Below are 25,951 nucleotides of genomic sequence, written 5' to 3'. Positions count from 1 at the left end.
ATTCAAGAAACCAGAAACCCGGCACGCAGGCTGAAGCCTGGGCCGGGCATAAACTTGTCGGGGCGTACTCAGTCGTCCTGTTCAATTCTCAGGACGGCCATCTTTCCGCCATTTCCATAAACCAGCAGGTTACCATCTTCGATCACCTGAACTGGTACGCGGATACCGTCACTATCGAACTCACGCTGGCCCTGCAGACTGCCATCGGAGGTCGACAGCACGTGCAGGTAGCCTTCAAAGTCGCCTACCACGAGGTAATCACCGGAGACAGCCGGCCGGGTCAGCTGGCGCCAGGACAGGCTATCCTGAACCCAAAGCTCTCGCCGGTCGCTGCCACGGAGCGCTACGATATCGCCATTGGCGGAGGACAGAAAGATATTGCCGTTACCAATCGCAGGCGAGTAGAAGCTTGATGCCCGGCGGCTCCAGATTTCCTGCCCGGAACGAATATCCACCAGTGCCAGCTTACCCTGATAACCGACGACCATAATGGCCGAATCCAGAACCAGCGGCTGGCCGCCGATATCCACCAGGCGTTCCAGTTCGGTACGACCCTGGGGCTGACCGACCTCATACTGCCACACTGGCTGCCCGTCCGAGGCGGTGAGTGCAATGACACGACCGTTGGCAAACGAGGAGATCACAATGTCGCCGCCCACCAACGGTGCAGCTGCGGTGCGCACGGTCAGTACCGGCACTTGAGCCTCGTATTGCCAGCGGCGTTCTCCGGTCTCTGCGTCGTGGGCAATCACACGACCATCGGTGGTTTGCACCACCACGAGGTTACCGTTGGATTGAGGCGCAGCCAGAACCTCGGTGGGCAGAGGTACCCGCCAGGCCTCGGTACCGTCCTCCGACGACACGGCCACCAGTTCCGCATCCCGGGTGACCAGGTAAAGGTGCCGGGCATCAGCGCCCGGTCCGGCAAAAAACCGTTCATCGTAGTCTTTCTGCCAGATAACCTCTCCATCCGCCGGCCTGACCGTCGCAACAATCCCGTCTGCGGAAGCCGCGTAAATCACGTCGCCGGCGTAAAGAGGCGCGATCTGAAGCAGCTGATCGTCATGACCATCACCAACAGACATGCTCCATACCGTATCCAGCTCAACGGTTTCGGTGATTTCAGGTACCGGAGCGGGTTGCTCAAAAGTGTCTGTACTACTGCACCCGGCGATTCCGACCAACAGACCACAAAAAACCGAGCCAAGCCCGACCTTGAGCGCGCGCCCAACGAACATCAAGCGTCCTCCCCGACACCGAGGTCTGACAGCTTCAGTTCAAGAACACCGCTACGACCCTGCTGGCTCTGCTCACGTGCCGCCAGGTACGCCTCACGCGCACCGTCCCGGTCGCCCTTGGCCAACAGAACATCGCCTTTCAGCTCGGAGAAGATGGCCGCGAAGGCATCCGCGTCTGTGGCATTGTCCAGGGTGGCAAGCGCGGCATCGTGTTCGCCAGCGGCAAACTGGGCTCGGGCAAGACGGTTACGAATCACCAGCTCCAGAGCCGGATGACCGGCCGATTTTTCCAGCGCCCAGTTCAGTGATTCAACAGCGGCCGCGGGATCCTCACCTTCAACCATCTGCTGCCGTGCCAGAACCAGATTGCCATAGATGGCATAGGCGCTGTCGCCGTGTTCATCTCGCAGTGTCTCCGCCACAAAACCTACAGTGTCGGCCGACTCATCATCTGCAGAGGAGAACGCGTTCAGCAGGTTGGCAAACTGATTAGCGGCTTCGGCGCGTTGTTGCGCCTGATGGTTCTGCCAGGCCTGCCATCCAAAGACGATGGCCAGAGCCGCACCAATACCGATGAGCAGCGAGCTTCCGTTATTTTTCCACCAGTCCTTGATTGCCTGGACCTGTTCTTCTTCGGTGCGCAACTCCGCCATGAAAACTCCTGTTATTCGTTAAAACTGCCTGTTTATATAGACTCTGCTTACAACAAACCGGCAAGCACAGCTGCCAGGTCTGCCTGAGCGATTTCCTGCTGGGGCTGATCGTCACGTAACGGTTTAAGCCCCGCCGTGGCCTGAGCGACTTCGTTTTCACCCAGAATCACCGCAAAGCGTGCGCCACTGCGGTCTGCCTTTTTCATCTGACTCTTGAAGCTGCCGCCACCGCAGTGTGAGACGACAATCCGGCCCGGCAATTCATTTCGTAGCGTTTCTGCCAACGCCATCGCCGGTGCTACCGCCTGGTCCCCCATGGCTGTAACGTAAACATCGGCTTGATTGTTCACATGTTCGGGGACCAGTTCCAGGGTTTCCAGTAACAGAATCAGTCGCTCCAGCCCCATGGCGAAGCCCACCGCTACGGTGGGTTTGCCTCCAAGTTGCTCCACCAGACCATCGTAACGGCCACCGGCACAGATCGTACCTTGGGCACCCAGGCTGTCGGTAATCCACTCGAACACGGTTTTGCCGTAATAGTCCAGTCCGCGCACCAGGGCCGGGTTTACCGTGTAGGCAACGCCCGCCGCATCCAGCATCGCTTTCAGTTGTTCAAAATGCTGGCGCGATTCATCATCCAGATAGTCGTCCAGGCTCGGTGCGCCCTGCAAAATCTCCCGCGTGGCCGGATCCTTGCTGTCCAGTATCCGCAAAGGATTCGTGGTTAACCGGCGTTTGCTGTCATCGTCGAGCTTATCCTGATATTGCTCCAGATAGGCAACCAGGGCCTGACGGTAGACTTTCCGGGAGTCGCTGGTACCGATGGAGTTGATCTCGAGTCTGGCATGGTCGGACAACCCCAGGGCGCTCCACAGGCGCGCCGTCAGGATCAACAGCTCAGCATCAATGTCAGGGCCGGCCATACCGAAGCATTCCACACCAATCTGATGAAACTGGCGGTAACGGCCTTTCTGTGGCCGCTCATGCCGGAACATCGGACCGGTGTACCAAAGCCGCCGGGTCTGATTAAAGAGCAGCCCATGCTCTTCCGCTGCACGCACGCACCCGGCCGTACCTTCGGGCCGCAGTGTAAGGCTATCGCCGTTGCGGTCTTCAAAGGTATACATCTCTTTTTCGACGATGTCAGTGACTTCACCGATCGATCGTTTGAACAACTCGGTATGTTCGACCACTGGCATACGGATTTCCTGATAGCCGTACTGCCCGAGAACCCGTCGAACGGTGGATTCAACGTACTGCCAGACCGGTGTCTGGTCCGGGAGAATATCGTTCATCCCCCGGATTGCCTGAATCTTTGCCAAAATAATATCCTGATAGGTTTCTGAAATCGGTTCTGATCAGTCTGAGGACTTGGCGATGACTGCGCTGTCCTGCTCCTCGCGCCGTGACACTTCCTCGCGAATCAGGCGTTCAAGGTCGTCCACCAGCGTCGCGTTGTCCAGCTTCTGGTTTGGCTTTCCGGCCATATAGAACAGATTTTTCGGTGTGCCACCGGTCAGACCGATATCCGCTACCTTTGCCTCACCGGGACCATTAACAATACAGCCAATAATGGCCACATCCATGGAGGTGTTCACATCCTCAAGCCGGGCCTCCAGATCATTCATGGTCTGGATAACATCGAAGTTCTGACGGGAACAGCTTGGGCAGGCTATAAAGTTAATGCCGCGGCTGCGTAACCGAAGACTTTTGAGAATGTCGAAGCCGACTTTGATTTCCTGAACCGGGTCGGCGGCAAGGGAAACCCGAATGGTGTCCCCAATGCCATCCATCAACAGCATGCCCAGGCCAATGGAGGACTTGACCGTACCAGAGCGGAATCCACCGGCCTCAGTGATACCCAGGTGCAGCGGTTGCTCAATCTGGGAGGCGATAAGGCGGTAGGCCGCGACGGTCATGAACACTTCAGACGCTTTCAGGCTGACCTTGAAGTCCTGAAAATCGTGTTTGTCCAGGATGTCGATATGACGCATGGCCGACTCTACCAGCGCTTCCGGCGTGGGCTCGCCGTATTTGCGTTGAAGCGCTTTTTCCAGTGAACCCGCGTTTACGCCGATCCTGATCGGAATGTTGCGGTCCCGGGCAGCACTGATTACCGCACTGACCCGATCGTCCCGGCCAATGTTACCGGGATTGATGCGCAGGCAGTCCACACCAAGCTCTGCAACTCGGAGCGCTATCTTGTAGTCAAAATGGATATCGGCCACCAACGGTAACGAGACCTGCTGGCGAATCTTGCCAAAGGCCTCAGCCGCCTCCATGGACGGAACCGACACCCGCACGATATCCGCTCCGGCCTCCTGGATAGCCTTGATCTGTGTGACTGTTGCGTCTACGTCGCAGGTATTGGTATTGGTCATGCTCTGCACCGCAATGGGCGCATCGCCGCCAACGGGAACATTACCTACCATGATCTGACGGGATTTACGTCTTTTGATCGGAGACTCTTGTTTCATGGGATTCAACCAGAAATCTTTGGGAAGAAAATTCTGCTCAGGGCTCGAGCGTAAACTCTGACCGGTTATTTACGACGCGAAAATTACCAAGATCCATCGGTTCGCCCTGAAATTCCAGGGACTCCACCGCGCTCATGGCGCCCACCACAACTCTGAGCGGTGGCTGTCCGCTCACGTCCAGGGCATCGCCCTCTCGGCGTAATGCACTGGCCAGTCGATTGCCCGCACCATCTGTGACCTGAATCCAGCAGTCGTCGCTGAACGTCATGGCCAACCTCACGGTTTCAACCGGGTCCTCCATCACTTCAGACTCGGTCAGAGCGGGATCCGGGGATTGCGCAACAACGGGCGGCTGTTCCACCGAAGGCTGCTCTGACAGCAACTCTTCCTGGCCGAGGCCTCCACTGGCGGTCGGTTCGCTCAGAGCTTCAGTATCCGTCACGGCGCCGTTCTCTGTTTCAACGTTTCCGACTGAACCGGTGCCGGAATCCATCTGTTCCGGTTCGGCCGGCTGTTCAGCCTCTTCGATAACGGAGGGCGCATCTTCCGGTCTAGCACTGGCATCGCTAACGGCCTCGCCACTCGGTGCTTCCAGAGACTCCGAGATACCGTCGGCATTACTTTGAACCGGCTCCGACACCGGTTTTACGAGATAGCTATACGCCAGAAAACCAACTACCCCGAGGAATGCCAGCAACACAACCAGTTTGGCAATCTGCCGCTTTCGTTTTTTCTTGCGCTCGATATCAACCAGAGGATTGGACTGGTGTTCCTGCTCCCGCTGCTGACGCAGGGGCTCAAGTTCCGAGTCGAGCGCTGCAATCAGGGCGTCTGCATTCAGTTGCACCTGGCGGGCATAAGTTCGAACATACCCTTTGAGAAACAACTCGGTATCAACCTTGCTGTAATCACCTTCCTCGATGGACTGGATTACCGAAGGGCGCAGGTGTTGCTGATCTGCAATGTCTGAAACGCTGAGCCCGAGCTTTTCCCGGGCGCGCCTTAGCTGCTGGCCAACCGAGGCCTCGGAAGCTGGCTGTGACTGCTCCTCACCGGTCATTGGCAATCAGTACCTTATATTGTTGATATTCGACAGATTCCGGATACTCGTTTCTGAGCAATAGTGCCAGGCTGGCTTCCTGATCCCTGTCCTGGAAATGCCGGGCAATCCGGATACCGGTATACAGACTCTCCGGTGAATGCGTCAACCGGGTGTTGCGCTGTATCATGGTCTGAAGACGGCTGTAGTATCGAGAGGCCTGAGAAAAGTCACCCTGCTCAACCAGCACCCGAGAGAGGGACAACAGGGTGCGGGCCTCGCCCCGCGTGAGCTCCACAGCACGCCGATAGGCGGCTTCGGCCGATTCCAGCGAACCAAGCCGCTCTTCTGTCAGCCCGAGGTTATAAAAAACGGCTCCCCGGTCTTTATACTCCGTATCACGCGAGGCAGTCCGGAACTGGTCCCGGGCCTCCTCAAACCGTTTGAGGCTATACAGGAAAGCACCGTAATACACTCTTCCCCGGGTATAGTCTCCATCTGAGGCTATGGCATCCCGGAAACTTTTTTCCGCCAGATTTTCCTCACCCTCGGCGCTCAACACCAGGCCCCGGGCAGCAAGTGCCGGTGCGCTTCGGCTGTCGATTTCTAACGCCCGCTCCAGGTGGTCACGGGCACGATCCAGATTCCCCTGACCAATGTAGGCAGTCGCCAGTTGAACATAATTGTTGAGGGCTTTCTGTCGGTCGGCTTCACGGCTGAACCGGCTATCGGTGGTGGTGACACAGCCCGATAACATGACCCCGATAACCAGAACCACAGCGGAAACGAGTTTCACGGTAACGTCCTTTGCCATCAACAAACACCTTCTCCTGTTGTCTCACCCGACGGTTATCAGGGGTTGACCTGTTGTACTGCGATATAACGCTGGCTTCTGCGCGTCCGGTCTTCGACCCGCCCTACCAACTGACCGCAGGCGGCATCGATATCGTCTCCGCGGGTGGTGCGGATCGTCGTGACATAACCGGCCTCGTTGAGCACGGCCTGGAACCTCCGGGTTGCGTTCATGCTTGGCCGGCGGAAATCACTTTCCGGAAACGGATTGAACGGAATCAGGTTGATCTTGCAGGGCAATCCTTTTAACAACACCACCAGCTCCCGGGCGTGTTCCGGTTGATCATTCACTCCTTCAATCACCGTGTACTCAATCGTGGCTTTGCGCTTGTCCGGCAGTCGTGAAAGGTAGCGCCGGGTCGCGGCCAGCAGTTCGGCAATCGGGTATTTCTTATTCAGAGGAACCAACTGGTTTCTCAATTCATCATTAGGTGCATGGAGTGAGATGGCCAGTGAAACATCGGTAACTTCGCCGAGACGGTCCAGTGCGGGCACCACTCCTGATGTACTGAGCGTTACCCGACGCTTTGAGATGCCGTAGGCCAGATCTTCCATCATGAGATTCATGGCATCGACCACGTTCTCAAAATTAAGCAGGGGCTCGCCCATCCCCATCATCACCACGTTGGTGATAGGTCGGTCATTGGGATCGAACGGCATGAACGCCCGTCGTGCAACCCATACCTGACCAATGATCTCGGCGGCCGTCAGATTACGGTTAAAACCACGCTTGCCAGTAGAGCAGAAGGTACAGTCGAGGCTGCAACCGATTTGCGACGACACGCACAGAGTTCCACGCTCGCCATCCGGAATCAGGACGGTTTCAACGCTGTTGCCGTTATCCATGCGCATGACCCATTTCCGGGTACCGTCTTTTGATGTCTCATCATAGACGACCTCGGGGCCACGAATCTCGGCAACTTCCTTGAGCTGTTCGCGCAGCGACTTGCTCATATTGGTCATTTGATCGAAGTCATCAACACCGCGCTGATGCATCCACTGGAGAACCTGCTGGGCACGGAAACGCTTTTCCCCCAGGGTTTCAAAAAACGCCTCCAGTTTTGCCTTGGGCATTCCCAGAAGATTGACTTTTTCGGCGGCGCCCGTCATCACATAACCTCGATCAGATAACCAATTCAGGGGCACCCTGCCGGGCACCCCTGAAACAACAACCTCAGCCGCGCGGGCAGATTTCGTTGTCGTTGAAGAAATAAGCCACTTCACGCTCAGCGGAGGCAGCAGAGTCAGAACCATGGACAGCGTTGGCGTCGATGGAGGAAGCAAAATCCGCACGAATGGTGCCAGCTTCCGCTTCTTTAGGGTTGGTAGCACCCATCAGCTCACGATTCTTCAGGATAGCGCCCTCGCCTTCCAGCACCTGAACCACAACCGGGCCAGAGGTCATGAATGCAACCAGATCATTAAAGAACGGGCGCTCTTTGTGCTCGGCGTAAAAGCCCTCAGCCTGCTCCTGAGTAAGGTGCATCATCTTGGCAGCAACGATTTTCAGATCCGCCTTCTCGAAACGGCTGTAGATTTCGCCGATCACGTTCTTGGCGACTGCGTCGGGCTTGATAATGGAGAGCGTGCGCTCGTTTGCCATGGTATTTCTCCAGTTAGTTCAGGGTTGAAAATTCAGAGGTGGGATTATACGCAGTCAGGGTGCAACTGCCTACCGCACCGAGCGAAGTCGCTCCACAACTTCAATAATCTGGGAACAGGCAAATGCAACCTCCTCTTCGGTGGTGAACCTGCCAAAGGAGAACCTGAGCGCCCGGTGAGCCAGCTCATCGCTGACGCCTATTCCTCGCAATACATAAGAAGGCTCGACCGTTGCTGAAGCGCAGGCGGAGCCCGAGGACACCGCAAGGTTGCGAAGGCCGAGCATCAACGACTCGGCTTCAACACCCTCAAACGACAGATTGACAATACCCGGCACACGATGTTCCCGACTGCCATTAAAGTGAACTCCGTCAAGCCCCTCAAGCCCGTCCAGGAACGCCGCGCGCATCTGTTCCAGTTTACTTATTTCGGCATCAAGCCCGGTACGTGCCAGCTCGAAGGCCCGCCCCATGCCCACGATCTGATGCGTCGCCAGTGTGCCCGATCGCATGCCGCGCTCATGTCCGCCGCCATGCATCTGTGCTGCAATGCGAACCTCCGGCGCTCGCCGGACATACAGCGCCCCTACGCCTTTCGGGCCATAAACCTTGTGAGCCGAAAGAGAGAGCAAATCCACCTCAAGATCCGCAACATCCACTGGCAGCTTGCCGGCGGCCTGGGCGGCATCAACATGAAACAGCACGCCACGCTTTCTCAAGCACCGGCCGATTGCGCGGATGTCGGTCAGCGACCCAAGCTCATTGTTGACCATCATCAGGCTGACCAGGGCCGTATTATCCCGAAGGGCGGATTCGACAGCCTCAACGGACACCCTGCCATCAACTCCCGGCTCCAGCCAGGTAACCTCAATGCCCTGCTGCTCCAGCCACTTACAGGTATCAATGACAGCCTTGTGCTCAATGCGGGATGTCACGATATGGGGATTATCGCGTAGCTCCGCCACACCCTTGATGGCAAGATTGTCAGATTCCGTGGCTCCGGAAGTCCAGACAATCTCCCGGGGGTCTGCGTGGATCAGATCCGCCACCTGTCGACGAGCATTTTCAACGGCGGCTTCGGCCTGCCAGCCATAACCATGAGAACGGGAAGCCGGATTGCCAAACACCCCATCCAGGGTCAGGTACTTCATCATGTCTTCAGCAACGGCGGGATCAACGGGCGTCGTCGCCGCATAGTCCAGATAGACGGGCTTTTTCATAGGCAAAAGAGGTCGGGTTATCAGGCCGTGGCCTGGTCAGTCAGTCTTTGGGTATTGATAGCGTCGGCACTTTCATCAGACTGCTTGCGGTTCTGACGATCAGCCACTTGCCGGATTTCGTGTTTGCGCATCAGATCCCCGAGACTGATTTCACTCAGGAATTGATGAATCTGGTCACTGAGATCAGACCAGAGATGGTGGGTAAGGCATTTCTCGCCGTTCTGGCAGTCACCTTTGTTACCGCAACGCGTAGTATCAAGGGACTCACTCACAGCGTCGACCACTTCGGCCACGAAAACCTCATCTGCGGAGCGGCTCAGGCGATAACCGCCACCGGGGCCACGCACACTTACCACCAATTTCTGCCTGCGCAGTCGAGAGAACAGCTGCTCCAGGTAAGAAAGGGAAATTTCCTGTCGGGCTGAAATATCCGCCAGACTCACCGGCCCCTGCCCTGCATGCAGCGCAAGATCCAGCATTGCCGTAACGGCATAGCGGCCTTTCGTGGTCAGTTTCATAACCTCAGCCCCAATGATGGGATTGAATCTCGATTCACTGGAGCGAGTATGAATTGACCAACTAAAACAGTCAAGTATTCAGCCACGCTCCCGCTCATCAGACTCATCGCGAACGCAGTCGAAATCCTCATCATGCAAGGGAGGCAGCTCGCCATTCTGATACTCGGCGTTCACCTTGCGAAGCGCCTTGCACATATTCTCAATCCGATCATCCACCGCATGCATGTGGTCCAGCAATGCCCTTACCGATCTAGCGACCGGGTCCGGCATTTCCTCGGTTACGCCGTAGGCGTCGAAGCCCATACGCTCCTCCATCTCCTTGCGGCGCACGTCGTCTTCACCTTTGCGTTTGACGATGACCCTGCCCGGTATGCCTACCACGGTTGCCCCAGGCGGAACCGCCTTGGTCACCACAGAGTTGGAGCCGATCTTCGCACCCTCACCCACCTCAAATGGCCCGAGAATCTTTGCGCCGGCACCCACTACCACACCATTACCGATCGTTGGATGCCGCTTGCCCTTGTTCCAGCTGGTGCCGCCAAGCGTCACACCCTGGTAGAGCGTGACATCGTCTCCAATCACCGTGGTTTCACCAATCACCACACCCATGCCATGATCAATAAAGAAGCGGCGACCAATGGTTGCGCCAGGATGAATCTCGATACCGGTAAACCATCTCGCCAGCGTAGAAATCGTCCGCGCAAGCCACTTCAGCCCCATGCTCCACAGCCAGTGGGAGAAGCGATGAAACAACAGCGCGTGCAATCCCGGGTAGTTGGTCAACACCTCAAAGGTGTTCCTCGCCGCCGGATCCCGGTGAAATACGCTTTTTACATCTTCCCGTAAACGCTCAAACATGACGTTATTCCTGCCCCTCATCCACGGCACCAGCCGCTGTCGTGTTCCTGCCCAACCCTTCGCGGGCACCGGTGGCCTTCTGAACCGATGTCAGAATACCCCGGAGAATATTGATTTCCATCTGGTCCAGCTTTGCCCGCTGAAACAAGCGGCGCAACCGTGTCATCAACTGCCTGGGATTCTCCCGGCGATGAAAAGCCACATCCTGCAATACCTGCTCGAGATGACCGAAAAACCCTTCAACATCATTCACCGTTGCGGGCGGCACATCCCATCCGCGGTCCCCGGGTTCGACCATGGACTCAAGGTAGGGACTGCTTTCCACCTCTTCAAGCCCACGAAGATAATGCATCCGCAACTCATAACAAACCACCTGCACCGCCATTGCCAGATTCAGTGAGCTGTAGTCCGGGTTCGAGGGGATATGGATGTGATAATGGCAGCGCTGAAGCTCTTCATTGGACAACCCATTGCTCTCACGCCCAAACACCAGGGCGACAGGACCACGAGCACTGTTTTCCGCCGCGGTGACGGCAGCCTGGGGCGGGGAAATAACGGGCCAGGGAACCTTCCGCCCGCGTGCGCTGGTACCCATCACCAGGACACAGTCTGACAACGCCTCGTCAAGACTGGAAACCACCTGAGCCCGATCCAGCACATCCGACGCCGATGAAGCCCGGGCATAAGAGGCTTCATCCGGAAACGACTTTGGGTTAACCAGCCAGAGATTTCCAAGCCCCATGTTTTTCATGGCGCGGGCGACGGCGCCAATATTGCCCGAGTGGGTAGTTTCCACCAGGACGATGCGAACCTGATCATGGTAGGTATCAGTGCTTTCCACCGGCAGCGAGGGCTTGTTCATGGTCATCGGGCCTGTTACTTCAAGAAAAGTGATAAAAGAGCGGCATGATACCAGAATTACCGGCCAACCCGCTCTCCGGAAATGCCGCAACCCCGTGGTATCCGTGCTTTTGCTAAGCCAAAAAACGTACAAGGCGGGGCAGTTTTTGCTATCATGGCCGGCCTTCACACACCCGGATAATGAACACTCAGATGCAACCAGCAATTAAAATGGCCCTGCGCGTTGCCCGCCAGGGATCTGACTACCTGAAAGCCCATTTCGAGCGCCAGGAGCCTAACGGTAAGGATGAGTCCGAACGCCACCGGCAACTGGAGCGAGTGGAGCAGTCCATTTACGACAACTTCACCGAACAACTGGAAAAGGCCTACAAGGATCATGTGATCGCGCCTCTGGGCGAGTCCGACGCCGGCAACCACGAAAAAAGCTGGCACATATTCCCGGTTCTCGGCCGCGACAATTTTGTGCGAGGCATTCCCGAATTTGTTCTTGCCCTGGCCCAGAAAAAGAACAATCGCACCGAAAACCTGCTGCTGGTTAACCCGATTACCGGCGAAGAGTACTCCGCCAGCCGAGGCCACGGCGCTGTCCTGAACAGCCGCCGCGTGCGCACATCCGAAGTAAAAGTGCCCGCCAAGGCAGCACTGGCCACCAACCTCCTCGACCAGGCCCGCCAGGGCGATGACCCGATGATCTGGGGCGAGATGGCAGCCGTCCTGGCTCGCGACACCGCCATGTTCCGCACCTCGGGCTGCGTCACACTGGATATCGCGCGAGTGTCTGCTGGCCTGCTGGATGCGGCCGTGATCTTCCGACCACAGGCAGCAGATTTTGATCTGGGCGTAACACTGGCCATGGAGTCTGGCGCCCTGACCGGCGACTTCTCCGGCAACCCCGCGGTTGGAGCCGCCAGACAACTGGTCGTCGCCAATCCAAAGCTGTTCCGGGAACTGCTCAAAACGCTGCACCCCTTCCGGGGTCGACTGCCGCGTTAAGAAAAGCCGAACCGCAAAAAAAACCGCCACTCCTCACGGATGGCGGTTTTTTTGTGGCCTGGAAAAGACCCGGAGCTTACATCCGGTTCAACCACTCCGGCGGCTGCTCCTCTTCTTCCTCACCGGTACCCTCTTTCGCGGGAACCATCAGATCTTCGCGGGTCACGCCCATCACCATCAACATATTCGCGGACACGTAGATGGACGAATAGGTACCGACAACAACACCGATAATCAGGGCAAGCGCAAAGTTATTGATCGCTTCGCCACCCAGGAAATACAGCGCCAGCAATACAACCAGCGTGGTACCAGAAGTATTAATGGTTCGGGTAATGGTCTCGTGGATCGACTGGTTGATAATGTCCCAGGCCTCACCTACGCGCATTTTCCGGAAGTTCTCCCGAATCCGGTCAGCAACAACGATGGTATCGTTCAGGGAATACCCGATAACCGCCAGCAACGCCGCCAGCACCGTCAGGTCGAAGGTCCACTGAAACAGCGCGAACACCCCCAGAACAATGATGACGTCGTGCGCCAGAGGAATCACCGAGGCGATACCAAACTTGAACTGGAAGCGCATACCCACATAGATCAGTACCACCGCGAGGGCGATCAGCAGCCCCAGTCCACTGTCTTCTTTGAGCTCTTCGCCCACCTGAGAACCGACAAATTCAGAGCTGACCAACTCAAGGTCAGCTCCGTCCGCCGCCAGCACGCCGGCCACTTCCAGCGCCAGTTCGTCATTCCCGGCCTCTGCCATCCGGATCAGTACCGTGGTATCGGCTCCGAAATTCTGAACCGCAAACTGCTCGTACCCCGCCTCGGTAAGGGTGTTTCTGATTCCGTCCAGGCTAGGAGCTTCAGCGTATTCGAGCTCCACCGAGGTTCCCCCGGTAAAGTCCATACCCAGATTCAGGCCACGCACCCCCAACAGCGCAATGGAGGCCACCACCAAAACAATAGAAAGTACGGAAGCTATCTTCCGCAAGCCCATGAAATCAAACGGCTGCTTTTCCATATCAGGCATTTTCAAGCTTCCCCCCGATGGACAATTTCTCGACCCTGCGACCGCCATAAACCAGATTCACTATGCCGCGGCTCACCATCAGGCCCGAGAACATGGAAGTGAGAATACCGATACACAGGGTAACTGCGAAGCCCTTCACCGGTCCGGAGCCCATGGCAAACAGAATGACGGCAACCAGAAGGGTTGTGATATTGGCATCGAAAATCGACACAAAGGCGCGACCATAACCGGCATTAATGGCGCTTTGTGGCGGCACCCCCGCCTTCAGCTCTTCCTTGATACGTTCAAAGATCAGAACGTTCGCATCAACGGCCATACCCACCGTAAGAACGATACCCGCGATACCCGGCAACGTCAGCGTGGCAGATAGGATTGACATGCATGCAACCAGCAACATCAGGTTAAGCGTCAGCGCAACATTGGCCACCAATCCGAAGCCGCGGTAGAACACCAGCATGTAAAGCAACACCAGCCCGAAGCCGAGCATCACCGACATCATCCCGGCATCGATATTCTTCTGCCCCAGGCTTGGCCCGATGGTGCGCTCCTGCACAAAGTACATGGGCGCAGCCAGAGCACCGGCCCTCAGCAGCAGTGCGAGCTCAGCCGCTTCGGGGATGGAATCCAGACCAGTAATCCGGAAACTGCTCCCCAGCGCTGACTGCACTGTCGCCAGGCTGATAATGCCTTTTTCCACGACCCGGTTTTCAGTTTCAACGATTTCTCCGTTAACTTCCCGGGTCTCGGTTTCGGTGCGGTATTCAATGAACAACACTGCCATACGGCGGCCGATGCTATTGCGTGTCGCCCGATTCATCAGGTCACCACCAACGGAGTCCATGGTGATATTGACCTGCGGCTGGCCATTCTCATCGAACGCCTGCTGGGCATTGGCAACGTTGTTGCCAGTGGCAATCACATCCCGCTCAAGACGAGCGGTACGCTGTGGATTATCCCGGAAAGGAAACTGTTCGGTCTCGGCGGAAGGCGCATCCTGCCGAGCTTCCATCCGGAATTCCAGGTTAGCCGTCGCGCCAAGTACACGCTTGGCCTGAGCGGTATCCTGCACACCTGGCAGTTCTACAATAATGCGGTCTGCCCCCTGACGCTGAACCAGCGGCTCGGCCACGCCCAGTTCATTCACCCGGTTGCGGATGGTGGTCAGGTTCTGTTCAAGAGCGTATTCCTGGATGTTCCGAACTTCCGCTTCGGACAACGTCAGCGTCAGCAGAAACTCTTCACCTTCTGTTGTCTCATCCAACAGGAATTCGTTGTACTGATCGCGAACCAGCTCAAACGCCTCGCTACGTGCAGCTTCGTCACGGAAGCTCAGTACAATACGGGCCTGATCCTCAATGTCGCCACCGCGGTAGCGGATGCGCTCTTCCCTCAGCTCTCGCTTGATCTGACCAGACAACGCTTCCAGACGCTGATTCAAAGCCGTTTCCATATCCACCTCCAACAGGAAGTGAACACCACCACGTAAATCCAGCCCCAGTTTCATTGGGCCTGCTCCAAGGCTACGCAGCCAGCCTGGCGTTGACGGCGCCATATTCAGGGCCACCAGGTATTCGTTGCCAAGAGCCGCCTGAACAGCGGGGCGTGCCCGCAGCTGGTCATCGGAGCTGGTGAGGCGGATCAGCGCGTCACGCTCTTCCAACAGGCTTGATTTTACTTCGATACCTTCCTGCTCAAGCTTGGCAAGGGCGCGATCAAGCACTCGCTGCTCAACTTCAGTGCTGCCACGGGCGCCGGTGATCTGGATAGCGTAATCGTCAGGGAAAAAGTTCGGTAAGGCGTAGATAAAACCAATCACCAGTGCAAACACGATGACCAGGTTTTTCCAGAGAGGATACTTGTTCAGCATGAGAATCCTTCGAGCCGGCAGACGTGCCGGTCTTGGTGTTTCAGCCAGTCAGAAAATGAACAGGCGCATCTTGGATGCGCCTGGAAACCAGCTCAGATGTCCTTGAGAGTGCCTTTCGGCAGAGCCGCAGCAACGGCAACTTTCTGAACCTTCATTTCAACGTTATCTGCAACTTCCAGAACAATGAAGTCGTCGGTTACTTTGGTAATCTTGCCAGCGACGCCACCAGAGGTAACCACTTCATCACCCTTGTTAAGGCCGGACATCAGCGCCTTGTGCTCTTTTGCACGCTTGGACTGCGGACGCCAGATCAGGAAATAGAAAATCAGGATGAAGCCGGCGAAGAAGATGATCTGACCCATCACGCTCATTCCCTGGGCACCCGCTTCCTGAGCCGAGGCCAGAGCAGGCATCAGAGACAGCAGGCCAGCGATGAGCAATTTGACTGATTTCATTCAGGTTCTCCGTTTATTGACAGATTTAAAGCAAAATTTGTTCAGGAATCGCCCAGAGGCGGAACGGTTTCACCCCGTAAGGCATAGAATTCGCTTACAAAGTCCGACAATGTACCTGCTTCAATGGCCCCACGCAATCCACTCATCAGGTTCTGATAGAACCTCAGGTTATGAATGGTATTGAGCTGCGACCCGAGCATTTCTCCGCACTTATCAAGATGATGCAGGTAGCTCTTGGAAAAATGCTTACAGGTATAGCAGTCACAACGCTCGTCCAGCGGTCCGGTGTCGTGACGGTTTTTGGCATTGCGGATTTTGACAATACCGGTGGAGGTAAACAGATAGCCATTGCGTGCATTACGGGTTGGCATCACACAGTCGAACATATCGACACCGCGGCGCACCGCCTCAACGATATCCTCAGGGCGACCAACGCCCATCAGGTAGCGTGGCTTGTCTTCCGGCATCTTCGGCGGCAGGTGATCCAGGATCCGGATCATGTCTTCTTTCGGCTCGCCCACCGACAGGCCGCCAATGGCATAGCCATCGAAACCAATCTTTTCCAGACCCTCCAGGGACTGGTCCCGGAGCGACTCATACATGCCGCCCTGCACGATGCCAAACAGCGCCGCCGGATTGCCCTCATGGGCCCTCTTACTGCGCTCGGCCCAGCGCAGCGAGAGCTCCATGGACTCTTTCGCCTGCTTTTCCGTTGCCGGGTACGGCGTGCATTCGTCGAAAATCATCACGATGTCAGAGCCCAGATCACGCTGAACCTGAATCGCGATTTCCGGTGACAGCTCGACTTTGGAGCCATCAACCGGAGACCGGAAAGTCACACCCTGCTCGGTAATCTTGCGCATCTCGCCCAGGCTGAAAACCTGGAAACCGCCGGAATCCGTCAGAATTGGCCCCTGCCACTGGGTGAAGTCGTGCAGATCGCCGTGGGCTTTCACCACCTCTGTGCCGGGGCGCAACATCAGGTGAAATGTATTGCCCAGAATAATATGTGCACCGATTTCCTCGATGTCTCGGGGCAGCATTCCCTTAACAGTGCCATAGGTGCCAACCGGCATGAATGCCGGAGTCTCCACCACACCTCGGGGAAAGGTCAGTCGGCCACGACGGGCCTTGCCATCTTCTCCGAGTTTCTCGAAGGACATAAAACAGGATTCACTCACTGTGATTCTCCACGGGATTCGGTTTGATGTGGCTCGGCGGAATCCGTTCCCAGCATCATGCCCCGGCTGGGCTCCTGCGCGGTAAGAAACATGGCGTCGCCGTAGCTGAAAAACCGGTACTTTTGCTCCACCGCCTCGCGATAGGCTGACATGATGTTGTTATAGCCTGCAAACGCGCTGACCAGCATGATCAGTGTGGACTCCGGCAAATGGAAATTAGTGATCATGGCGTCCACGGTCTGGAAACGGTAGCCAGGGTAGATGAAGATATCCGTGTCGCCCCGGAACTCCTGCAAACGCCCTGCCCGGCTGGCCGACTCCAGGGAGCGGACGGAAGTGGTACCCACGGCAACGACCCGGCCACCCCGAGCGCGGGCTTCATTAACGGCCTTTACCGTCTCTTCCGGCACATGGGCGATTTCACTGTGCATGACATGATCTTCGATCTTGTCGACCCGTACCGGCTGAAAGGTGCCAGCGCCAACATGCAACGTAACGTATGCAAGCTCAATGCCCTTCGCTTTCAGGGCAGAAAGCACGACATCATCAAAATGTAGCCCGGCAGTGGGTGCGGCCACGGCGCCCGCCTCCTTGGCATATACGGTCTGATAGCGCTCACGATCCGACTGCTCATCTTCCCGCTCCATATAAGGCGGCAAAGGCATGTGACCGATACGCTCCAGCACATCCAGAAACGCCTCATCGCCTTCATAGACGAAATGAAAGAGCGCATCTTTCCGCGCCAGCATTCGCAGTGCGGCTCCATCTTCCAGCAATAGTCGCTGGCCTTCCTTGGGAGATTTGGAAGAACGGGTATGGGCGAGCAATTCCTTTTCACCCAGTAAACGCTCAACCAGTATTTCCACTTTGCCACCGGTTTCCTTCTGGCCAAACAGTCGGGCCGGAATAACACGGGTATTGTTGAATACCAGTAGGTCCCCGGGCTGGAGCAGGTCCGGAAGGTCAGTAAACTTCAGATGAGTGGTCTGGCCGGAAAGGCCGTCAAGACTGAGCAGACGCGAGGCACTGCGTTCTTTAAGCGGATAACGGGCGATAAGCTCGTCCGGCAGATCAAAATGAAAATCGGAGACGTTCATGGGCCGGGCTATTCACGATGCCGCAGGTTGCGGCCTATAAGTGGTAGCGGCGGGCGGACTCGAACCGCCACGGGTTTTACCCCAACGGATTTTGAATCCGTCGTGTCTACCAATTTCACCACGCCGCCATCGGAGAGTGGGAGGGATTATACTGAGCCAGAGCCCGAAAGCAACCAGCCGGCAGGCAAAAATCACCCGCCGGCACAGTGAATTAGAGTCGATCGAACAGGGACAGCTGGGAAACCTGCGCAAACGACTGCTGAGCAGCCTGCAATACGAAGCTCTGGAAACTGAGGTTGCTGATGGCCTCGGCGTAGTCGACATCCTGTAGCTGGGAACGAATCTCTTTGGTGTAGAGTTCCGAATCCTCAAGAAACGCGGTGGTGGACTCCACTGCGTTGAGCCGGCCACCAAGCTCGGTTTGCTTGAGAATGATCGACTCCTGGGCGTTATCGAGATTGACCAGGGTTTCAGCGATCAGCGCATCGTACTCGGCACTGCTCTTGGGCGTTGTTTTGGAAATTCCGTCCAGGCCGGCAATCAGGTTCTCGATGGTGCCGAATACAGACTGTTTATCGTTCACGCCCAATGTAAACGTATCGCCATCCTGCGCATCGTTGATTGTTAATTTCACCCCTGCAACCTGAAACTCGTCGCCAACCAGGGCGCCCACTGGCTCAACGGCCAAAGGATAGGTGGTTCCACCTCGAGTATAGGAGGCTGATATTTCCAGGTCGCCCGCTCCATTGGCGGTGACGGCGATATCAAAATCGTCAGGCACCCTGGGGCTGAAAGCGTCTGTCATATCCTTGGGTGCAACAAACTCGAGATTGGATATATATCCATCCACGGAGATTGATCCTTTAGCGAAAACCCCTTTGGCTACGTCTACGAAGATGCCTTTTCCGTGATCGCTGATGGGAACGGTCACACCGTCATCAATTTCCAGAACCCGCTGCCCTTCGTCCCCCTGGTAAACCCATTTGCCATCGTCATTCTGGGCAAAGGCGGGAGTGCTGCCCTGGAAGCCACTGAAGATATACTCTCCTGACGCATCCCGGGTATTGGCAATATTGGCGAGCTGACCCAGACGCTCCTTGAGTTCGGCAGAGATGGACTGCCGATCATTGGCAGACAGAGAACCATTACCGGCCTGAACTGTCAGCTCCCTCACCCTCTGGATAATGTCCACGGCGCTGGCCAGGGTGCTTTCTTCCTGCTTCAGCCGGTTATCGGCAAGATTGGCATTCCGACCATAGGTTTCCGAACGCTGAAGCTCCTGGTCAAGCTTCAGAATGCGAGCGGCCGCCACCGGATCATCCGACGGTTTGTTCACTTTCTTACCGGTCGATAGCTGCTGCTGCGTATCAATCAGGTTGCTGTTGATGTCCTGCAGACGATTAATGCCGCCGGAGAAAATCTGTTGTGATGATATTCTGATCATGTGACATCACCTCGCCTTAACGGAAGCTCTGCAGCAACGTGTTAAAAAGATCCTGCGCCACAGACATAACCTGGGCCGATGCGTTGTACGCAGCCTGGTACTGAATCAGCTTGCCAGCCTCTTCGTCCAGATTGACGCCCGAGACCGATTCTCGCTGATTGGTGGACTGCTCCAACAGCGTTGCGCCGGCATCTTTATCCAACTGGCTCTGGCGGGTTTTCACCCCGATATCCTCGACCAGGCCGGCATAGCCCTCGGTAAAGTTCTGGGAACCACCATTAAGGGTATTCTTGGTACCAAGGGCCGCCATCAGCTCGGCGTTTCGGTTATCAGAAACGCCGTTGCGGTTGAAGTCGATGGTGAATACATCACCGTCTGCGGGCTCACCTGTTATCTCGAAAACGAAACCCCGATACTGACCATTGGATTCGTCTTCCGGACGAGTACTGAAAATCTGATTGATCTTCTGGGGATCATAGACATCCGGTGTTCCATCCCCATCGTTGTCCACCGCGGCACTGGTAAACAGTACGCCGCTATCGTTGGCAACTTCATAGGTAATATTGCCCGCACCATCATTACTGAAGGTTACGGTAATCGGACCATCTGCAAACTGACCGGAATTCTGGAAGTCATCCAGCAAAGCACCGGTATTGGGATTACGGACATTAAGCATGTTGCCCTGGTTGATCGTGCCGGTGCCCAGATTGCCATCATCGGAACTCGCACGAACGGGGCTGGCAAAAGCAAGATCCTCCTCCCGCCGAATGTTCAATTGCATGTTTTCGGCAGCATTGCGACTGGGCTGAATCAGGTACTTGTCACCTGCGTTGAATTCGCCACCTTCAACACGAATGTTAAAGCCCGGCATGTTGATTTCAGACTGCACCGGGTCTGGAAGCCGGCCCTGTTTCACCGTATCGCCCGAGATGGTATCGATCAACTCGTAGCTGCGCCCATCACCACTGAACTGCAGCTCCCAGGTACCCGCCGGCAACTGGGAACTGTCGGTAATCTCAACGGCCAGTTGGCCGGTGGTGGTGCGGTCGTTATTGCCGTTCGGCACCACCCGGCTGCGTTGTACGGCGAGGCTGTTCACATCGCTGAAGAAGTTACCGCCGAGATCGCCTTCGAGGTCCATCCCGATCTCATGCTGATGGTTTATGGCCGAGGAGATGGCAATCGCCAGCCGGCCGAGCTCATCGAAGGCGGGCTTCAGGGCCATTTCATCAAAGGCACGCAAGCCACCCAGTTTTCCGCCCTGAATCTGTTCATCCACCAGCAGGGTGCGCCCACCACTGGAGAGCGTAAATTCCAGCCGCGTGGGATCTTCCGCACTGCTTCGGGTCGCAAATTCTGCGGCATTGGCGCCGGTAACCAAAGCCAGACCGTTAGACAGGGACACATTCACCTGGCTGCCTTCAACTTCCGTTACCCGAATGCTCACCAGCTCAGACAACTGGCGCAACTTCTCGTCCCGCTTATCCATCAGCTCCAGGGGCTCCTTGCCCTGGGCCAGGCCCGGAGATTCAGAAATAGCCAGGTTCAGTTCAGCGATACTCTTCAGCAGAGTATTGGCATCTTTCACGCCCTGCTGCATCTGGGTTTTTACCGATTCGCGCTGCTGGATGAACTCCTGGTTCAAGCCCTGAAAGCGATTCACCAGTTGCTGGGCTTCGCTCAGCACCAGCTGGCGTTGTGGTAACGACGTAGGGTCTTCCGCGGCATTCTGCATAGCCGAGAAAAAGTTGTTCAGAGCTTTGTTCAAACCGGTGTCTTCGCCGCCTAACAGGTTATCCAGCCGCGTGAGTTCGGCGTTGAAAGCATTCTGCTCGCCAAACAGTGTGCTGTCCTCACGTAACTGCTGACTCAGATAGGCATCTGCCAGCCGGCGGATATTAGCGACGGATACGCCACTGCCGATGGTCCCTGCACCTGTACGCCGCCCTTCCTGGGTCTCGAACTGGACCTCCTGGCGACTGTAACCCGGAGTGTTTGCGTTGGTTATGTTATTTGCAGTGGTGTTGAGCGCCGCCTGGTGCCCCAATACCCCACTCAGACCAATACCGATCAAGCCCGCCATGATCTGTTACTCCTTTACTCTGTCACTGCTCATCGACAGTGTCATCAGAGAATCACGATTCATGATCCGACGGATCTTGGCTCCGTATTCCGGATCGGTTGCATAACCCGCTTCCTGCAGTTTCTCGGCAAATACTTCTGGCTGATCTGCCGATGACAGAACATCGCGGTAACGGGGATTGTTTTGCAGGAAGTCAACGTAGTCCCGGAAGCTGGCTTCATAGTCCGGATAGGCCCGGAAATCTGCCCGTTCCTTCATCGCCACGCCACCCCGGAATTCGGTAGTGGTAATGCTCACAGCGTCACCGCCCCAACGACTGTCTGCCTTGATGCCAAACAGGTTGAAACTCGGCTGCGAACCATCGCCTTTGATCATGTGTTTGCCCCAACCGGTTTCGAGCGCCGCCTGGGCAATCATCAGGCGCGGATCAATGCCGGTCTCCTTTCCGATCTGCTCTGCGAACGGCATGAGCTGCTCAACAAAATGCTCTGGCGACTCAAATACCTCCGGCAGCTTGCCGGGTTTCTGCGCTGGCTCTGCTTTTACCTTTGCAGCTACATCCGCCACCTCTGCCATTCGCTCCGGCAACTCTCTGGAAATCGCCGGCATACTGCGGTCGTAATCGGTAATGGCACCCTTGTGACCCGCCAGTTTCTCTCCATCCTCACCGAGCCCCGGAATCTGTTGACTCAGTTGCCGGACCAGCGCTTCCGCCAGCCCGGTACCGGTGCCACCGGCCATACTCAAGCTGATCTGGCTGTCGAACATATCCCGGTACATCTGGCTTTCATTGCTGTTCAGGTAGTTTCCCTCGGCAAATACCTCGCCTGCCTTGCGCATGGATTTGAGCATCTCTGACAGGAACAGGCTCTCGAACTGCTTCGCAATCTGCTCCAGTGCAGCCTGTTTGTCAGTTCGAGCCTGGGTCTTCAGCGCATTCAGACCACTGAAATCGGTGTAGACCTGGGCTTGCTGTAGTCTTGGATCCTGCATGGCGATACCTAGATCACAATCAATTCGGCACGAAGCGCGCCAGCCTGTTTGAGTGCCTCAAGCACCGCCATCACATCGCCTGGCGCCGCCCCTACCTGGTTTACAGCCTGAACAATTTCGTTAAGCGTTGTTGCCGGGCCGAACTGGAACATCCGTGCCGGGTCTTCCGTCACAGCGATCTGGGTATTCTGCTGAACGGCTGTATCACCCTGAGCCAGAGGATTGGGCTGCACCACCTCGGGGTTTTCCTGAATAGTCACGGTCAGGTTGCCATGGGTAATGGCAGCCGGGCTCACTTTTACATTCTGGCCGACCACGATGGTGCCGGTGCGGCTATTGATCACCACTCTTGCGGCTTCCTGAGCCGGATCGACCTCAATGTTCTCCAGAATGGACAGAAAACTGACTCTCTGTGATGGGTCCCTGGGTGCCCGCACCGATATAGAAGTGGCATCGTGTGCATAAGCCATGTCCGGGCCCAGACGACCATTGATCGCCTCAACCACACGGCGGGCCGTGGTAAAGTCGGAACGCAGCAGATTGAAGGTGATAGTATCGCCCCGGTTGAACGGCGATTCCACCTCACGCTCAATGGTAGCGCCGTTGGGAATTCTGCCGACGCTGGGTACGTTCACGGTAATCCGGGAACCATCCTGGCCCTGGGCGCCAAAACCGCCCACCACCAGGCTGCCCTGCGCCATGGCATAAACCTGACCGTCTGCGCCTTTCAACGGTGTCATCAACAAGGTTCCACCACGCAGGCTATCGGCATTTCCGATGGATGAAACCGTGATGTCCAGCTCCTGCCCGGCTTTGGCAAAGGCCGGCAAAGTCGCGCTTACGGTTACGGCCGCCACATTGGCCAGATTCGGGTTCACGCCATCCGGCAAGGTTATTCCGAACTGGTTCATCATGTTGCGGAAGGTCTGGTTGGTAAACGGCGCTTTGTCGCCGGTACCGTCAAGACCGACCACCAGGCCATAACCAATCAACTGGTTATTGCGCACACCTTTCACCTTGGCCAGGTCTTTCAGGCGGTCAGCCATCACCGGCGCCACACACAGGGCCGTAAGGGCAAAAACAGCAATCAGTTTGCGGATCATAGCGGCCACCACTCACTGTTAAAGAAGCGAGCCAGCCAGCCCATCTGGTTGGCCTGGTCAAAATCACCGGTACCGCCGTAGGCAAACCGGGCATCTGCAACACGATTGGAGGCAACGGTATTATCCGGCTGGATATCCTGTGGCCGAACCAGACCGGTCAACCGGATGTATTCATCCCCATTGGTGAGAGACAACCACTTCTCGCCGCGGACACGAAGCACACCATTAGGCAGAACCTCGGTGACCGTTACGGTAATACTGCCAGCCAGGCTGTTGCTCTGGTCAGCTTCGGCGGAGCCTTCAAAGTCCCGCTCAAAATTGGCAGAAGCGTTCAGGCCGATATTTGTCTTTCCAAAGATGCTCGGTTCCGGAATGCTCAGTTCCTGATCCTTGGTAATGGAGGTTTCAGCGTTCTTGCTGGCGCTGGTGGATTCCTGCAGCAATACCGTGAGCACGTCACCCACGTTGAGTGCCTTGGTATCGCCGTACAGATTGTAATTCCTGGACACCTGATAAATTGCCCCGGAATCCGGGTCGCGCTGCATCATCGATTGAGCACGAACCGGAGCGTAGGCCGGATCGTCCGGCATAGCCCGGGGGCGAGACATGGCGGTGCATCCCTGCAGCACAATCAGCACACCCACCAGTGCCAGGGTGGCCAGCCGTTCAGTGTGTAAACTGCGTTGAATGCGTTTCATGGCTTAACCGATATTGTTGGTGATGAACTGAAGCATCTGGTCTGTGGTCGAAACCACCTTGGAGTTCATTTCATAGGCACGCTGGGTCGTAATCATGTTCACCAGCTCTTCCACCACCTCTACGTTGGAGGATTCAATAGTGCCCTGTTCAATGGACCCGAGACCTGCAAGTCCGGCTTCACCTTCAGCCGGATCACCACTGGCATTGGTCTGCTTGAACAGATTATTACCGATGGCCTGCAAGCCCTGCGGGTTGATGAAATCCACCAGGGTGATCTGCCCGAGGTTGACGGGCGCAGCCTGGTCATCGGTAATAGCGGTGACCGTCCCATCTTTGCCAATGGTGATATTGGTGGCGTTCTCCGGCACATTGATATTCGGCTGAAGCGGAAAACCATCCGGCGTGACCACATCGCCGTCAGAGTTCAGTTGAAACTGGCCATCCCGGGTATAGGCGATCTGTCCGTCCGGCATCTGAATCTGAAAGAATCCCCGACCATTCACCGCCATATCCAGAGGCTGCTCAGTTATCTGCAGGTTGCCCTGGCTGAATTGCTTGGCAGTGCCAACAATCCGGACCCCGGTCCCCAGCTGCAGACCAGAGGGCAACTGCGTGTTCTCAGTGCTCTGCCCGCCGGGCTGACGGTTTATCTGATACAGCAGATCCTGGAACACCGCCCGATCCCGCTTGAAGCCGGTGGTGTTCACATTGGCCAGGTTGTTGGAAATGGTGGACATGTTGGTGTCCTGCGCGCTCAACCCGGTTTTACTGACCCAAAGTGCTGGATGCATGGTTTTACTCCTTGCCTGCCGGTGGCCGATGCGGCGATCTTTTGCCGCTCTCCACCAACCGATGGCGTTTGATCATCGTTATCAGAGGTTCTGCAACAGTCGTGCCGTAGCCTCGGAATTTTCATTGGCGGTCGACATCACCTTTACCTGCATCTCGTATTGCCGAGATAACTGCAGGTTGGAGATCATTTCCTCCACCGCATTCACGTTTGAACTTTCGAGAAAACCGGTGGCGACACGCATGGCTGCATCCGGTGGCTCTGGACCATCCAGAGCCTGATCCGGCTTGCGTCGAATGAACCCATCCAGACCTTTCTCAAGTGCATCTGCCGGTGGGTTGACAAGCTTCAGTCGGTCAACTTCCACTAGCTGATCCGGCGGCCCACCTACCGGCACAATGGAGATGGTGCCGTCCGAGCCAACCTGAAGATTGTCAAAAGGAGGAAGAGCCACCGGCCCACCGTTACCCAGAACCAGCTCGCCACTCGCCAGCCGCACAAGCCCGTTCACGTCGACCTGTAAGCTACCGGTACGGGTGAATACCTCTTCGCCCAGGTTGTTTTGAACGGCGAGCCAGCCACCGCCGTCTACCGCCACATCCAGCTTGCGGCCGGTCTCCATTAAAGCGCCGGGCGAGAGATCAGTGCCGGGCCGCTCGGTCATGGCGTAGGCGCGGGTGGGATGGTGCTCACCGAACACGGGCATACTGCGGGCCTGGGCAAAATCCTTCTTGAACCCGGTGGTATTGACGTTAGCCAGGTTGTTGGCATGGGCACGCTGGGCCAGCATGTTCTGCTTGGCGCCAGACATTCCAATATAGAGGGCTTTGTCCATGGGCAAACTCCTGCCGGAATTTTGACTGTTTCCAGTCTTCCTGCAGGAGTCATGCCATGTTCGCTAG

The 25,951-nt window shown here is 56.4% G+C and carries 25 protein-coding genes and 1 tRNA gene; 1 reads left to right on the top strand and 25 read right to left on the bottom strand.

Translation table 11 applies throughout. From position 1 onward, the window contains the following. Nucleotides 1-68: 68 nt before the first annotated feature. The 12 genes from bamB to trmJ form a co-directional block, all read right to left on the bottom strand. A complete protein-coding gene (bamB, locus tag C7436_RS00705; RefSeq protein ID WP_022992487.1) occupies nucleotides 69-1,238 on the bottom strand; it encodes an outer membrane protein assembly factor BamB in 1,170 nt (389 codons plus the stop codon). After that, on the bottom strand, nucleotides 1,238-1,891 hold the full coding sequence (locus tag C7436_RS00700; protein WP_014421737.1) for a YfgM family protein: 654 nt from the start codon (nucleotides 1,889-1,891) through the stop codon (nucleotides 1,238-1,240). Before C7436_RS00700 ends, bamB begins: the two co-directional genes overlap by 1 nt. Before the next feature lie 47 nt (nucleotides 1,892-1,938). Then, nucleotides 1,939-3,216, bottom strand: coding sequence for a histidine--tRNA ligase (gene hisS, locus C7436_RS00695; RefSeq protein ID WP_197536004.1), 1,278 nt, complete (start codon nucleotides 3,214-3,216; stop codon nucleotides 1,939-1,941). A gap of 33 nt (nucleotides 3,217-3,249) precedes the next feature. Beyond that, on the bottom strand, nucleotides 3,250-4,368 hold the full coding sequence (ispG, locus tag C7436_RS00690; protein ID WP_121206353.1) for a flavodoxin-dependent (E)-4-hydroxy-3-methylbut-2-enyl-diphosphate synthase: 1,119 nt from the start codon (nucleotides 4,366-4,368) through the stop codon (nucleotides 3,250-3,252). 37 nt (nucleotides 4,369-4,405) lie between these two features. Beyond that, nucleotides 4,406-5,428: a RodZ domain-containing protein gene (locus C7436_RS00685; protein WP_121206352.1), complete on the bottom strand. Its 1,023-nt coding sequence runs from the start codon at nucleotides 5,426-5,428 to the stop codon at nucleotides 4,406-4,408. Continuing rightward, nucleotides 5,418-6,221 (bottom strand): type IV pilus biogenesis/stability protein PilW, encoded by an 804-nt coding sequence (gene pilW, locus C7436_RS00680; RefSeq protein ID WP_022992491.1) that lies wholly within the window; start codon nucleotides 6,219-6,221, stop codon nucleotides 5,418-5,420. The genes C7436_RS00685 and pilW overlap by 11 nt, the downstream gene beginning before the upstream one ends. A gap of 38 nt (nucleotides 6,222-6,259) precedes the next feature. Further along, nucleotides 6,260-7,369, bottom strand: coding sequence for a 23S rRNA (adenine(2503)-C(2))-methyltransferase RlmN (rlmN, locus tag C7436_RS00675; RefSeq protein ID WP_121206351.1), 1,110 nt, complete (start codon nucleotides 7,367-7,369; stop codon nucleotides 6,260-6,262). Nucleotides 7,370-7,433: 64 nt separating this feature from the next. Beyond that, entirely contained in the window at nucleotides 7,434-7,862 is a 429-nt protein-coding gene (ndk, locus tag C7436_RS00670; protein WP_011784632.1) for a nucleoside-diphosphate kinase, read from the bottom strand. 69 nt (nucleotides 7,863-7,931) lie between these two features. After that, the gene (locus C7436_RS00665) at nucleotides 7,932-9,080 is read right to left on the bottom strand and encodes an IscS subfamily cysteine desulfurase (RefSeq protein WP_022992492.1); all 1,149 of its coding nucleotides are present in this window, start codon (nucleotides 9,078-9,080) and stop codon (nucleotides 7,932-7,934) included. A 20-nt stretch (nucleotides 9,081-9,100) separates the two neighbouring features. Beyond that, nucleotides 9,101-9,598 carry a Fe-S cluster assembly transcriptional regulator IscR gene (gene iscR / locus C7436_RS00660; protein ID WP_011784630.1) on the bottom strand — a complete coding sequence of 166 codons (498 nt, stop codon included), beginning with the start codon at nucleotides 9,596-9,598 and terminating at the stop codon, nucleotides 9,101-9,103. 78 nt (nucleotides 9,599-9,676) lie between these two features. Next, a complete protein-coding gene (gene cysE / locus C7436_RS00655; protein WP_014421741.1) occupies nucleotides 9,677-10,456 on the bottom strand; it encodes a serine O-acetyltransferase in 780 nt (259 codons plus the stop codon). A gap of 4 nt (nucleotides 10,457-10,460) precedes the next feature. After that, nucleotides 10,461-11,318 carry a tRNA (cytosine(32)/uridine(32)-2'-O)-methyltransferase TrmJ gene (trmJ, locus tag C7436_RS00650; protein WP_121207013.1) on the bottom strand — a complete coding sequence of 286 codons (858 nt, stop codon included), beginning with the start codon at nucleotides 11,316-11,318 and terminating at the stop codon, nucleotides 10,461-10,463. 191 nt (nucleotides 11,319-11,509) lie between these two features. On the opposite strand from trmJ, the gene C7436_RS00645 reads away from it, so the two are divergent. Next, nucleotides 11,510-12,310 carry an inositol monophosphatase family protein gene (locus C7436_RS00645; protein WP_023008201.1) on the top strand — a complete coding sequence of 267 codons (801 nt, stop codon included), beginning with the start codon at nucleotides 11,510-11,512 and terminating at the stop codon, nucleotides 12,308-12,310. 76 nt (nucleotides 12,311-12,386) lie between these two features. Here C7436_RS00645 and secF read toward each other — a convergent pair whose 3' ends face one another. From secF to C7436_RS00580, 13 genes are all read right to left on the bottom strand, one after another. Further along, the gene (gene secF / locus C7436_RS00640) at nucleotides 12,387-13,337 is read right to left on the bottom strand and encodes a protein translocase subunit SecF (RefSeq protein ID WP_041654775.1); all 951 of its coding nucleotides are present in this window, start codon (nucleotides 13,335-13,337) and stop codon (nucleotides 12,387-12,389) included. Further along, nucleotides 13,330-15,204, bottom strand: coding sequence for a protein translocase subunit SecD (gene secD / locus C7436_RS00635; protein WP_014421744.1), 1,875 nt, complete (start codon nucleotides 15,202-15,204; stop codon nucleotides 13,330-13,332). Before secD ends, secF begins: the two co-directional genes overlap by 8 nt. Before the next feature lie 92 nt (nucleotides 15,205-15,296). Then, entirely contained in the window at nucleotides 15,297-15,659 is a 363-nt protein-coding gene (gene yajC, locus C7436_RS00630) for a preprotein translocase subunit YajC (RefSeq protein ID WP_011784624.1), read from the bottom strand. 41 nt (nucleotides 15,660-15,700) lie between these two features. Continuing rightward, on the bottom strand, nucleotides 15,701-16,822 hold the full coding sequence (tgt, locus tag C7436_RS00625; RefSeq protein ID WP_014421745.1) for a tRNA guanosine(34) transglycosylase Tgt: 1,122 nt from the start codon (nucleotides 16,820-16,822) through the stop codon (nucleotides 15,701-15,703). A 14-nt stretch (nucleotides 16,823-16,836) separates the two neighbouring features. Beyond that, the gene (queA, locus tag C7436_RS00620; RefSeq protein WP_121206350.1) at nucleotides 16,837-17,937 is read right to left on the bottom strand and encodes a tRNA preQ1(34) S-adenosylmethionine ribosyltransferase-isomerase QueA; all 1,101 of its coding nucleotides are present in this window, start codon (nucleotides 17,935-17,937) and stop codon (nucleotides 16,837-16,839) included. A 41-nt stretch (nucleotides 17,938-17,978) separates the two neighbouring features. Further along, nucleotides 17,979-18,065: transfer RNA gene (locus C7436_RS00615), tRNA-Leu, on the bottom strand. Between the two features lie 83 nt (nucleotides 18,066-18,148). Then, complete coding sequence (flgL, locus tag C7436_RS00610; protein ID WP_121206349.1) at nucleotides 18,149-19,381, bottom strand: flagellar hook-associated protein FlgL; 1,233 nt, start codon at nucleotides 19,379-19,381, stop codon at nucleotides 18,149-18,151. 16 nt (nucleotides 19,382-19,397) lie between these two features. Beyond that, nucleotides 19,398-21,464, bottom strand: a complete 2,067-nt coding sequence (gene flgK / locus C7436_RS00605) for a flagellar hook-associated protein FlgK (protein ID WP_113879654.1) — start codon at nucleotides 21,462-21,464, stop codon at nucleotides 19,398-19,400. A 6-nt stretch (nucleotides 21,465-21,470) separates the two neighbouring features. Continuing rightward, entirely contained in the window at nucleotides 21,471-22,457 is a 987-nt protein-coding gene (flgJ, locus tag C7436_RS00600; protein WP_121206348.1) for a flagellar assembly peptidoglycan hydrolase FlgJ, read from the bottom strand. Nucleotides 22,458-22,465: 8 nt separating this feature from the next. Then, nucleotides 22,466-23,560, bottom strand: a complete 1,095-nt coding sequence (locus C7436_RS00595) for a flagellar basal body P-ring protein FlgI (protein WP_014421750.1) — start codon at nucleotides 23,558-23,560, stop codon at nucleotides 22,466-22,468. Continuing rightward, nucleotides 23,557-24,258 carry a flagellar basal body L-ring protein FlgH gene (flgH, locus tag C7436_RS00590; protein ID WP_113879653.1) on the bottom strand — a complete coding sequence of 234 codons (702 nt, stop codon included), beginning with the start codon at nucleotides 24,256-24,258 and terminating at the stop codon, nucleotides 23,557-23,559. Before flgH ends, C7436_RS00595 begins: the two co-directional genes overlap by 4 nt. Nucleotides 24,259-24,261: 3 nt before the next feature. Next, entirely contained in the window at nucleotides 24,262-25,050 is a 789-nt protein-coding gene (gene flgG, locus C7436_RS00585; protein ID WP_023008194.1) for a flagellar basal-body rod protein FlgG, read from the bottom strand. A gap of 81 nt (nucleotides 25,051-25,131) precedes the next feature. Continuing rightward, nucleotides 25,132-25,884 (bottom strand): flagellar basal body rod protein FlgF, encoded by a 753-nt coding sequence (locus tag C7436_RS00580; RefSeq protein ID WP_023008193.1) that lies wholly within the window; start codon nucleotides 25,882-25,884, stop codon nucleotides 25,132-25,134. Between the last annotated feature and the right edge of the window lie 67 nt (nucleotides 25,885-25,951).

The sequence above is a fragment of the Marinobacter nauticus genome, assembly GCF_003634635.1.
Lineage (GTDB): Bacteria > Pseudomonadota > Gammaproteobacteria > Pseudomonadales > Oleiphilaceae > Marinobacter > Marinobacter nauticus.
The sequence above is the reverse complement of the archived record's forward strand: the minus strand, read 5'-3'. Positions and strand labels throughout refer to the sequence as shown.